This is a genomic window from Candidatus Rokuibacteriota bacterium, assembly GCA_030647435.1.
Taxonomy (GTDB): domain Bacteria; phylum Methylomirabilota; class Methylomirabilia; order Rokubacteriales; family CSP1-6; genus AR37.
Map to the genome: position 1 here is coordinate 1 of JAUSJX010000051.1, position 10,413 is coordinate 10,413.

Here is a 10,413-nt window from a genome sequence, read left to right on the forward strand (position 1 = left end):
GGATGAGTCCGTCATCGCCGAGCCGTGTCCGGAGCGCCTTGAACGTCGCGTCGTCAACCCGATGCTTGCGGATGAGCTCGCGCGTGAACTCCACGATCTGGGCGTCCTCCGGCGGGATGCCGCGCGCGTGCTTCTCGCGGATGGCCGTGATGGTGGTCTCCGACACGCCGAGCCGTCGGGCGCCCCCCGTCTGCGCGCCCCACACGTAGACCGCGTCGAGCTCCCGCGCCACGGTCATCGCCGCGAGCACGCGCACCCGCATGTCGAGCGAGCCCTCGAAGCGGACGAAGGCGCCCAGATGCGCGAGGCGGCCGGCCAGCTCCGGGCAGTGGAGGAACATCGTGAACGGCCCCTGCAACGCGCCACGGCTCTGGACGATACCGTCCACGATCGCGTGGTCTTTGGGAGGGACCTGGTCCTTGCTGGTGATGGACGGTAGCCTTGCCATCTGTGGTCTCCACGTTGACTAGCTCACCATCGGGTATGTGCGCTGACGCGCCGCTGGGTGTCCTCGAGTGTTGCGCCCCGCCTCGGATCACGAGATCGTGGCTCATGGGCTCCCTCCAGAAGTTCGTCGGGACCGTAGCACGGTGACCAGTCTGACCGACGGCCTCAGCTCACGCCCACTCGCCCACGAAAGGCGAGTGGTACTGGGTCGCTGTCGCCAGCAGCTCTTCCTCCTCGGCATGGTTGAGGGGCCTGAACCGGTCCGCGGCCGCGAGCACCTTCGGCAATACCGTGACGTCGCCCACGCTGCACAGCGTCGTCACCGGCTTCGACAGCACAAAGGCCACCGCCCTATCGATGATGGCTTCCTCGGTGAACGGCTCGTACCACGTGGTATGGGTCTTTGTGTGCCCTCCCCACGGGTCCTTGGCTACGGTCTTGATGATGTGCACACCCACGTCCCGCCTCCCGCAGACCTCCAGCAGGGTCTCTACGCTCCGCCGATACTCGGGAATGGACCAGAGCACGAAATTCAACGGGAACATCACGGTGTCGAAGTCGAAGCGCCTGAGGGCCTCGAGGTGTGTGCGCGGGGCATCGTGCGTGTGCCCCGTGATGCCGAGCCAACGCGCCAGCCCCTTCTCCCGGGCCTCGACGAGGGCTTCGAGCGCCCCGCCTTTGGCCGTGCAGGCGTCGAGATCGGCCGGCTTTCCCACGGAGTGGAGCTGATAGAGATCGAGCCGATCCGTGCCCAGCCTCTCCAGTGATCGGCCGAGCTCCGCCTTCGCGGCCTCGCGCGTTCTCTCAATCGTCTTGCAGCCGAGAAAGATGTCCTTCCGGATTTTCGGCATCCACGGCTTGAGCCGCAGTTCCGCGTCGCCGTAGCGGGGCGCGACGTCGATATGATTGACGCCGTGAGCAAGGGCGTCCGCGATCGCCCGGTCCGCCACCTCCTGCTGTACCCGTCCGATGCCGGCGGCGCCGAATGTCACCACGCTGCTCATATGCCCGGTCCGTCCAAGGCGCCGCTGTTCCATCTCATCTCTCCTCGAATGTGAGCGAGTGGGATCCTCACGATGCGTGGGCTCTTCGTCTGCCAGATAGTAGCCGAAGACGGCTCTTGTGGCCTGAGGTGATTAGACAGCATTCTCGCCCCGCCATGCCCATCGCATCCGCCAATGGGGTCCGCCTCTACTACGAGGTGACCGGCTCGGGAGCCCCGCTCGTGCTCGCGCACGGCTTCGCCTGTGGAGTGCGCAGCTGGGATCCGCAGGTTCGCGCGCTCTCACGATCCCGGCGCATCATGACCTATGACGTGCGCGGTCACGGGCTTTCCGAGGGCCACGCGATCCGATGGTTCATGGCGCGCCCGTCGAAAGAAGGGCCGCGCCCTTGACCGGGCCGGTATCGTCGGTGCACGATCGAGCAGAGTGGAGTCGGACGCTGATCCGCCCCGTGGAACGAGAGGGTGCGGGCCGAGGGAGGCGAGCGTGCGCTACGAAGGCGTCGTGTATCGACCCCCGAGTGAGGCTGGATCACTCATCCTCCAGGCCACCCTGGGGTGTCCGCACAACAAGTGCGCGTTCTGTGGCATGTACAAGGAGCGCAGGTTCCGGGTGCGGCCGCTGGAAGAGGTCATCGAAGACCTCGACATCGCCCTCCAGCGATATGGCCCGCACCGGGTCCGGACCATTTTCCTGGCCGACGGCAACACGGCCGTTCTGCCCACCGAGAAGCTGGTGGCCATCGGCGAGGCGGCCAAGTCCCGGTTTCCGCAGCTCGAGCGCATCACGATGTACGGTTCGGCGAAGTTCCTGGTCAAGAAGAGCTTGGAGCAGTGGCGCCGGGTGGCAGCGGCGGGCATCACGCGCATCCATTCGGGCCTGGAGTCGGGCGACGCGGCGACCTTGGACGCCATCAAGAAGGGCGTGACGCCGGAAGCTGCCGTCGAGGCCTACGGTCACGTGATGCGCGCCGGAATCGAGCTCTCCGTCTACCTCATGGTGGGCGTGGCGGGTGCCGAGCGGTGGCGCGAGCACGCCCTTGGCAGCGCCGAGGTCCTCAATCAGGCGCCACCGACGTTCGTCCGCTTGCGGACCTTCGTGCCGCATCCCGGCACGCCCTGGCACGACCGGTGGCGTGACGGAGGGCTCACCCTGTTGACGGCGCACCAGGCGCTCCAAGAAACCCGCCTGCTGATCGAGACCCTCGAAGGTCCCACGACGTTGTTCTCGGACCATGTCTCGAACTTCCTCGACGTTCGCGGGCCGATCCCGGACGACAAGCCCGCGTTGCTGGCCGAGATCGATGAAGCCCTGGAGTGGCCCATCACGGCATTTCGCCCGCCCACCGAGCAGCTGGTGGGGCTCGGGCTGTGAGCCGAACCATCAAGGGGGAGTGCCTGCAGGCAGCACACTGCTGGCGTCGCTATTTCTCGAGAGCTCTGTCCGCCTCGCGGCTCCTCAACCAGGCTTCGACCTCGTGGCGCTGGATCTTGCCAGTCGTGCTGCGGGGGAGCTCCGCGAGTGTCACGAACACGAAGTCCTTCGGCTGCTTGTAGCCCGCGAGCTCGGCCCGACAGCGGGCGAGCAGCCGCGCGCTCGTGAGCGCCTCGTCCTTGCGCGCGACGACCGCGACCGGCACTTCACCCCACGTCGGATCGGGCCGGCGGACGACCACGGCGTCGGCCACGCTCGGATCGGCAAGCAGGACGCGCTCGATCTCGGCTGGGTAGATGTTCTCGCCGCCGGATTTGATCATGTATTTGAGGCGGTCCACGAAATCCAGCGAACCGTCGGCATTTCGCACGAACATGTCGCCCATGTGGAACCAGCCGCCACGGAACTCCGTGGCGTTGGTTTCCGGGGCGTTCCAGTAGCCGCTGAAAAGCGTCGGCCCCCGGAAGGCGAGCTCCCCCGGGGCGCCCACCGGGACCTCGCGGTCCTCTCCGTCGACGAGCTGGATCTCGCAAAAGGCGTTCTGTCGCTTCGACAGCCGCGCCGGCACCTCGCCAACCGCGATGACGTTTCCGGAGGCGGGCGGAATGCCCGTCTCCGTGGAGCCGAACGAGTTGAGGTAGGGGGCGCCGAGGAGTGCCGTGACCTCCGCGATCTGATGCGCGGGGACCAGATCGGCCATGGCGCCGCAGAGCCGGACCCCTGCCGGCCGGACGGCGTGCCGTTTCATCTCGCCGATCAGCGGCTCGATCATGCCCGGCATGAGGAGGAGATGTCCGAGCTGCTCGCGGCCGACGTGGAGCGCGATCTCGTCGGGTCGGAAGCCGTCGACCACGATGACCTTACCGCCCACGACGAGCGTCGCCAGGGCCGGCTCCGTGGCCGCCATGTGGAAGAACGGAGCCCAGGCGACGGTCGTGTCGTCGGGGCGCATGCCGAGCTCCGCATAGAACACGAGATACCGAGCTAGCTCCGCTCGATGGGAGATCACGGCCCCCTTCGGCAGCCCGGTGGTGCCGCTCGTGTAGAGGATGAGGAGTCCGTCCTCTGGCTCGGCCACGATCTCGGGCTCGCGGGGCTCGGCCCTGGCGAGCCGCTCGTCGTAGTCGGCCTCGAGCCGCAGGGTGGCGATGGCGCCGACCTCGGCCCGGGCGAGCAGCCCGGCGTGGCGCTCGGAGACGGCGACCAGCTTCGGCGAGACCAGCCGGATACAGTGCCGGAGCTCGGGCGGCGCGAGCCGCCAGTTCTGACAGGCCAGGATCGCTCCGAGCTTCGCGCAGGCCAGCTCGAGCTCGAGGTACTCGGGTCGGTTCTCCGAGAGGATGGCGACCCGGTCTCCCCGCGCGACCTCGAAGTCGCGCAGCATCGCCACGGCGCGATTCACGCGGTCGTTGAGCTCGCGGTAGGTGCGAGCACGTCCGGCCGTCTCCACCGCGGGTCGATCCGGGTAGCGCCGTGCGCAGTCGCCGAAAAGGCTCCCGACCGAGCTCCGTCCAGCCATCTGCGCCAGGGTGACGTCGGCCATCGCGAACCCTCCTCTTTTCAAGTGTCTACTTGACGGCGCGCCGTCGATTTCCGGTACGCGATGCCCATCAGCCGCCGCTCGCCGTCGGTGAACGTGACCGTCAGCGTGTAGCGCGCCACGCGCCAGCCGGCCGCCGTGCGCAGCATCTGCCCGGTGTAGTAGCCGCCGATGGTGTAGTGGGCGTCGCCGAGCTGGTGGCGGGCCTGCATGTAGCGCGTGTCCACCGCCCGGTCGCTGTCGATCTCGGCGGAGTGGTTGGCGAAGAAGTGCTGGGTGGCGTCGAAGCCGGTGATCGTCTGGCGCACCAGGTCGACCCACGCCTCGGCGGGGCCGCGGAACACCTGCTTCACGCCCATGCTGGTGAAGTCCGCCTCGATCTCACCGTCGACGAACACGCTCCGGAGCCGCGTCCAGTCGCGCAGGTCGATGCTGGCGGCGTAGCGATTCATCAGCTCGTTCAGCTCCATCCGGTCGAGCGCGGACTTCAGCGGGTCGGCCATGGCGTCAGTCGGTCTCGATCGGCAGCGACGGATCCCTCGCCCACTCGCCCATCGAGGCGTCGTACAGCGTTAGGTGGTCGTAGCCGAGCTGGTGCAGGACGAACAGGTCGACGGTGGCGGCGATGCCCCCACCGCAGTAGGCGATCACGCGCTTGTCCGGGGTGACGCCCTGCGCGGCGAACGCGGCCTGGGCGTCCGCGAGCGACGCGAAGCCCTTCGTCGCCGGGTTCAGCAGCGTCGCGGCGGGGATGTTGACGCTGCCCGGCACCCGGCCGGGGCGGCCGTAGCGACTGGGCTCCAGGCCGCGGTGGAACTGCGGTCCGAGCGCGTTGACCACCACCGTCGCAGGATCGTCGGTGGCGGCGAGGACGACGCGCTTGTCGACGAAGAAGCCGGGGCGAGGACGGGCGGCGAAGCGGGCGGGTGGATAGCCCCTGGCCGGGCCGCCCTCCGTCGGGCGCCCCTCGGCCTTCCACTTGTCGACGCCTCCGTCCAGAACTGCCGCGGCGTCGAAGCCGAGCGACTTCAGCATCCACCAGAAGCGCGTCGCCCACATCGGGGTGCCGATGCTGTAGAGCACCACGCGGACGCCCGCCCCCAGGCCGTGACGGCCGAACGCCGCCTCGAGCTGCGCCGGCGCCGGCATCATGAAGCGGAGCCGCGCCGTCCCGTCGGCGAACTCGCCCTGCAGGTCCAGGAAGTCGGCACCGGGGATGTGCGCCTCCTCGAACGTCTTGAGGCCGGGGACGACCACGTATGGATCGTCGGTGCCGGGTGGCGGCGGCTCGAGATAGGTCGTGCAGTCGTAGATCCTCACGTCGGTCCGGCCGACGGCGGCGGCGAGTTGCTCGGTGCTGATCAGGGCCTCTGGTTCCCGCATGGTCGCCTCTATTTCTTCAGCGCCTCACGCATGCGGGCCAGGGCGGTGCCGTACACATGGTCGGGCCGCAGGACCATCGCGACGCGCTTGTCGGCCTCCGTGATCCGGTCGTACTCGTCCCAGTCCGCGCTGCGCCGGCGCGTGGTGGCGCTGAAGATGTGTCGGCGGGCCCTGCGGAGTGTCTCGGGGTCGGTGTTGCCGGAGTGGGTGAGCTCCGCCTTGCCCTCGAACACCAAGAACCCCGACCACCAATCGGCGTGCGAGATCAGCACCGAGCAGCGGGGGTCGCGGAGCAGATTTTTGAACTTCATCCGGGTCTCCGTGATGGAGATGCCCACCCCGCCCTCTCGGGGGTACACGGTGACAATGCTGAGCTGGGGCAGGCCGTTCCGCCTGAACGAGGTCAGCACGCCCTGCGGGTTGTCATGGATGAACTGCTCGATTTGGGGAGCCAGCTCGGCTTCTCTCGGCATCGGTACGCTCCTTCATGAGGGTGGCGCGGCGTCGACCGGCTCGGGGCGCATTCTACCCCCGAACCTCGGGGCCAGCCGTATCGTTCCGTGGACTGACGTCTCCCCCGAAAACGACGACAGCCAGAACCTAGAGTAAGCTGGCGCATTCAACGGTCCATCACACGAAAGGACGGGACCGATGAAGCGCTCGAGATTCTCCGAGAGCAGATCGCGTACGCATGGCGCAATCCCGAATCTACATGAAGACCGGCGCTCTGCGCTGGACCCGATAGCCTTCTGGTAGCGCCATGATAGCGGACACCTGCTACCGCGATGCTACCAATCCATCCCGAGCCGTGGTGATCCACCCGCAGCATCGTTCAGCCCTCACTCTCGGAATCATCGGGGTTGAGATCGTCGTGGGTCTCGGTGGATATGCCTTGGGGGTCACTCTTAATCAGCGAGTCGGAGGTTCGAGTCCTCCACGGCTCACCATGCAAATCAGGCGCTCCGGAGTTTCTCCGGAGCGCCTGATTTGCTTCAGGCGGCGGATTACCATCTTGACGGGCATAACATGTTTGTTATTATAGACCCGTGAGTTCGCGGTGGAGGGTCGATGACTATCGGGGCCCGCACGGGACCCGACCCGTCAAGGCCTTCCTCGATGGGCTCACGGCGCCCGCGAAGGCAAAGGTGTACGCGGCGCTCGATATGCTGGCGACGGAGGGCAATCGGCTGCAGTTGCCGAGATCGCGAGCGTTGGGAGATGGGCTTTTTGAGATTCGGATCGCGCACCCCGAAGGGCCGTTCCGAATCCTCTACTGCTTCCGGCCGGGGCGGAGGGTCCTGCTGCTTCACGCTTTCGTCAAGCGGACGGAGCAGATTCGGGCACGGGACTTGGAGGTCGCGAAGGGACGGAAGCCGGAGTAAACGAAGGGGTTGTATTCAGGCGAGACACGGAGGAGCTGCTATGGCGAAGCGCAAGACACTGATGGACGAGATCCACGAAGAGCTGCGAGGCAATCGCGAGCTGAACGCACGATTCCAGCGAGAGCTGACGCGTCTGCAGCTGGCGAATCAGATTCTCAAACTCAGAGAAAAGGGCGAGTTGAGCCAGGCCCAGCTCGCAAGGAAGATCGGGACGCACCAGTCTGCGATCGCCCGCATGGAGCAGAGCACCTATCGCGGGTACACCGTGGCAACGCTCGCGAAGATCGCGGCGGCCGCGGGCGCGCGCCTCGAGGTGCGATTCGTGCCGAGCGGGCGACGGGCGCAGCACGTAGGATGATGGCAGAGTGAAAATGGGCCCGCCGGGGTCCTTGAGTAGCCCGGACTGCTCTGGTATGGTTCCCTGAGCTCGCGACTCCACGAAGGATCGCAGAGTTGCCCACCGTAGGGCACAGGCCAGCAACGACGCTGTGGCGATTCCCAACAACTCTTCATTACAGGCGTTACGCACAGAAGGGAGAACCCATGGCGAGTATGACTCACGGTGGGAGTGGTGAGGGTGCCCCGAGCGACGGCGAACGTGATGGTGCCGGCAACCGGGTGAACGAAGGACGCCGCGGCTTTCTGAAGGGGGCCTTGGCGGCCGGCGGTGCGGCGGCGTCGTTCGCGGCGGCCGGACTCTCGTCGGTGACGACGGCCCAGGCGCAGCCCGGGATGGTGCCGGGAACCAAGAACCACTACTACGTTCCCGCGACCGACAAGACGGTGCACTGGGGATATTTCAGCAAGTTGCTCAAGCCCCAGGTCGAGGTGCGCTCCGGCGACTTCGTCACGATCGAGGCGCTCACGCATCACGCCAACGACGACGCCGACCGAATGGTGAAGGGCGATGCGGGCGCGGAGAGCGTCTTCTACTGGGACACGCAGCGCAAGGGCGTGGACCGCCGCGGAGCGGGCCCGATGAAGCCGACGCTCTTCGGTCGGGGTGCGGGCGAAGGCCTCGGCGTCCACATCTGCACGGGGCCGGTCGCGGTCCGCGAGGCGGAGCCTGGGGACATCCTCGAGGTCCGGATCATCGACGTCCGGCCGAGGCCGTGCGCCAATCCGCAGTACAAGGGCAAGAGCTTCGGGAGCAACGCCGCCGCCTGGTGGGGTTTCCATTACAAGGACCTCCTGACGGATCCCAAGCCGCGCGAGGTGATCACCATCTACGAAGTCGATGCGAGCGGCGAGCGGAACTGGGCGAAGGCGGTCTACAACTTCCGCTGGACGCCGCAGACGGATCCCTTCGGTGTGGTCCACAAGACCATCGACTACCCCGGTGTCCCGGTCGACCATCGCACGGTGCAAGAGAACCCAGGCGTGCTCAAGAACATCCGAGTGCCCGTCCGGCCTCACTTCGGCGTGCTCGGCTTGGCACCCGCCGAGGCCGACATGGTGGACTCCATTCCGCCCAGCTACACCGGAGGCAACATCGACGACTGGCGGATCGGCAAGGGGGCCACGATGTACTATCCGGTTGCGGTCAAGGGGGCGTTGCTCTCCGCTGGAGACTCCCACGCCTCGCAGGGCGACTCCGAGCTCTGCGGCACCGCCATCGAGTGCTCGCTCACCGGCACCTTTCAGCTCATCGTGCACAAGCGCGACAGCCTGACGGGTACCGCACTGGCGGGGCTCAACTATCCGCTGCTGGAGACCCAGGACGAGTGGGTCCTGCACGGGTTCAGCTATGCGAACTACCTCGCGGAGCTCGGACCAGACGCGCAGAGCCAGATCTACGGCAAATCCTCGATCGACTTGGCGATGCGCGATGCGTTCCGGAAGATGCGGCACTTCCTGATGACGACCAAGGGCCTGAGCGAGGACGAAGCGATCTCGCTGATGTCCGTCGCCGTGGACTTCGGCGTGACGCAGGTGGTGGACGGCAATTGGGGCGTCCACGCCATCATCAAGAAGAGCCTGTTCGCAGGCGCCTAGGAGGGAGCCGACTTCCTTCTGACGATCGGGCGCTCTTGGGGCATCGGGAGCGCCCGATGTTCTTTTGGTGGGGTCCGCGATCCGGGAACCCGCGGCGCGCTTGACGTTCACTGTCTCGTCGCATAAGGTCGCGGTGTTCTATCGCAATGTCGGGAGGAGATACCTTGTGACCACTAGGCCGCTCGCACTCGTACTGGCCGTGCTGCTTGCCATCATCACGGCACCGCCGTCGGCAACGGCCGCGCCTCCGCCAGGCAAGGTTCTGCGCATCGGGCTGCTTTACGTTGTGAGCCCGAAGTTCGATCCGGTTTCGAATCCCGTTGATCGCGCACTGGTGGAAGGTCTGCGCGCGAACTGGTACGAGCCGGGGCGTAACTACACACTCGAAATCCGAAGCGCCCAGGGGAATCCGGAGCGGCTGCCTGAGCTCGCCGCCGAGCTCGTACGGCTCAAGGTCGATGTCCTGGTCACTTTGGGCACGGCGCCGACGTTGGCCGCCCGGGAGGCCACGAAGACCATTCCGATCGTGATGGTCGGCGTCGGCGATCCGGTGGCCGTTGGCATCGTCGCCAGTCTGGCGCACCCCGGAGGCAACATCACTGGCCTGAGCGTGAACGCTGCCGAGATCAGCGCCAAGCGCGTGCAGCTCCTCCAGGAGGCAGTGCCGAAGCTCTCGCGCGTGGCGGTGCTCTGGAACTCGAGCTTCAAATCGATGGCGCTCGGCTTTCAGCAGATCGAGATGGCGGCGCCGAGTCGCGGGGTGACCGTGCAGTCCGTCCGCGTCTCAAGCTCCGACGATTTCGACTCGGCGTTTGCGGCAATTGGCCGGGAGCGTTCCGGTGGGCTCATCGTCCTCTTCGGCCCCATGCGGGGCAACGACTTGCCTCGGATCGTCGAGTTCGCGGCTCGCACCCGGCTGCCTGCGGTCTTCGAACTGGGGCGGGGGGTCGAAGGGGGCGGCCTCATGGAGTTTGGCCCGAGTCTGCCGGATCTCGCGCGCCATGTCGGCGCCTACGTCGACAAGATCGCGAATGGAGCCCGGCCAGGCGACCTACCTGTAGAAGAGCCCACCAGATTCGAGCTGGTCATCAACCGTGCGTCCAGAGAAAGCTGACGTGTTCAGCGGGAGGCAGTCCCGCCGGGGTAAGAGCCAGAGCCCCGTAACTTGGGTGGCAGGGTGGAGGGAAACCAAGACTCTGAAGCCCACCGACGAAGCCATCGAAAGGAT

General features: G+C 66.6%; 10 protein-coding genes and 1 pseudogene. 5 read left to right on the top strand and 6 right to left on the bottom strand.

Annotated elements, in window-relative coordinates; translation table 11 throughout:
* Both Q7W02_09415 and Q7W02_09420 read right to left on the bottom strand, forming a co-directional pair.
* A partial coding sequence (locus Q7W02_09415) for a carboxymuconolactone decarboxylase family protein (protein ID MDO8476394.1) occupies nt 1–448 on the bottom strand: 448 nt, incomplete at its 3' end.
* A gap of 169 nt (nt 449–617) precedes the next feature.
* Entirely contained in the window at nt 618–1,484 is an 867-nt protein-coding gene (locus Q7W02_09420; GenBank protein MDO8476395.1) for an aldo/keto reductase, read from the bottom strand.
* A 122-nt stretch (nt 1,485–1,606) separates the two neighbouring features.
* Here Q7W02_09420 and Q7W02_09425 point away from each other — a divergent pair, with 122 nt between their 5' ends.
* Both Q7W02_09425 and Q7W02_09430 read left to right on the top strand, forming a co-directional pair.
* The gene (locus Q7W02_09425) at nt 1,607–1,843 is read left to right on the top strand and encodes a hypothetical protein (GenBank protein MDO8476396.1); all 237 of its coding nucleotides are present in this window, start codon (nt 1,607–1,609) and stop codon (nt 1,841–1,843) included.
* Nucleotides 1,844–1,937: 94 nt separating this feature from the next.
* Nucleotides 1,938–2,825, top strand: a complete 888-nt coding sequence (locus tag Q7W02_09430; GenBank protein ID MDO8476397.1) for a radical SAM protein — start codon at nt 1,938–1,940, stop codon at nt 2,823–2,825.
* A gap of 49 nt (nt 2,826–2,874) precedes the next feature.
* On the opposite strand, the gene Q7W02_09435 is transcribed toward Q7W02_09430, so the two are convergent.
* Genes Q7W02_09435 through Q7W02_09450 form a run of 4 tightly spaced genes read right to left on the bottom strand, consistent with a single transcriptional unit; the run spans nt 2,875 to nt 6,281 of the window.
* Nucleotides 2,875–4,428: an AMP-binding protein gene (locus Q7W02_09435; protein MDO8476398.1), complete on the bottom strand. Its 1,554-nt coding sequence runs from the start codon at nt 4,426–4,428 to the stop codon at nt 2,875–2,877.
* Between the two features lie 17 nt (nt 4,429–4,445).
* Nucleotides 4,446–4,928, bottom strand: coding sequence for a nuclear transport factor 2 family protein (locus Q7W02_09440; protein ID MDO8476399.1), 483 nt, complete (start codon nt 4,926–4,928; stop codon nt 4,446–4,448).
* A gap of 4 nt (nt 4,929–4,932) precedes the next feature.
* Nucleotides 4,933–5,808: a sulfurtransferase gene (locus tag Q7W02_09445; protein MDO8476400.1), complete on the bottom strand. Its 876-nt coding sequence runs from the start codon at nt 5,806–5,808 to the stop codon at nt 4,933–4,935.
* Between the two features lie 8 nt (nt 5,809–5,816).
* Nucleotides 5,817–6,281: a TIGR03618 family F420-dependent PPOX class oxidoreductase gene (locus tag Q7W02_09450; GenBank protein ID MDO8476401.1), complete on the bottom strand. Its 465-nt coding sequence runs from the start codon at nt 6,279–6,281 to the stop codon at nt 5,817–5,819.
* 949 nt (nt 6,282–7,230) lie between these two features.
* On the opposite strand from Q7W02_09450, the gene Q7W02_09455 reads away from it, so the two are divergent.
* The 3 genes and pseudogenes from Q7W02_09455 (at nt 7,231) to Q7W02_09465 (ending at nt 10,299) form a co-directional block, all read left to right on the top strand.
* A complete protein-coding gene (locus tag Q7W02_09455; GenBank protein MDO8476402.1) occupies nt 7,231–7,548 on the top strand; it encodes an XRE family transcriptional regulator in 318 nt (105 codons plus the stop codon).
* A gap of 272 nt (nt 7,549–7,820) precedes the next feature.
* Nucleotides 7,821–9,185 (top strand): annotated as a pseudogene (locus tag Q7W02_09460) (acetamidase/formamidase family protein).
* A gap of 166 nt (nt 9,186–9,351) precedes the next feature.
* Nucleotides 9,352–10,299: an ABC transporter substrate-binding protein gene (locus tag Q7W02_09465; GenBank protein ID MDO8476403.1), complete on the top strand. Its 948-nt coding sequence runs from the start codon at nt 9,352–9,354 to the stop codon at nt 10,297–10,299.
* Nucleotides 10,300–10,413 lie beyond the last annotated feature (114 nt).

Coding starts and splice junctions, on each gene's coding strand:
- Q7W02_09420 (MDO8476395.1), bottom strand. CDS start 1,484: ATGGAACAGCGGCGCCTTGGACGGACCGGGCATATGAGCAGCGTGGTG.
- Q7W02_09425 (MDO8476396.1), top strand. CDS start 1,607: ATGCCCATCGCATCCGCCAATGGGGTCCGCCTCTACTACGAGGTGACC.
- Q7W02_09435 (MDO8476398.1), bottom strand. CDS start 4,428: ATGGCCGACGTCACCCTGGCGCAGATGGCTGGACGGAGCTCGGTCGGG.
- Q7W02_09440 (MDO8476399.1), bottom strand. CDS start 4,928: ATGGCCGACCCGCTGAAGTCCGCGCTCGACCGGATGGAGCTGAACGAG.
- Q7W02_09445 (MDO8476400.1), bottom strand. CDS start 5,808: ATGCGGGAACCAGAGGCCCTGATCAGCACCGAGCAACTCGCCGCCGCC.
- Q7W02_09450 (MDO8476401.1), bottom strand. CDS start 6,281: ATGCCGAGAGAAGCCGAGCTGGCTCCCCAAATCGAGCAGTTCATCCAT.
- Q7W02_09455 (MDO8476402.1), top strand. CDS start 7,231: ATGGCGAAGCGCAAGACACTGATGGACGAGATCCACGAAGAGCTGCGA.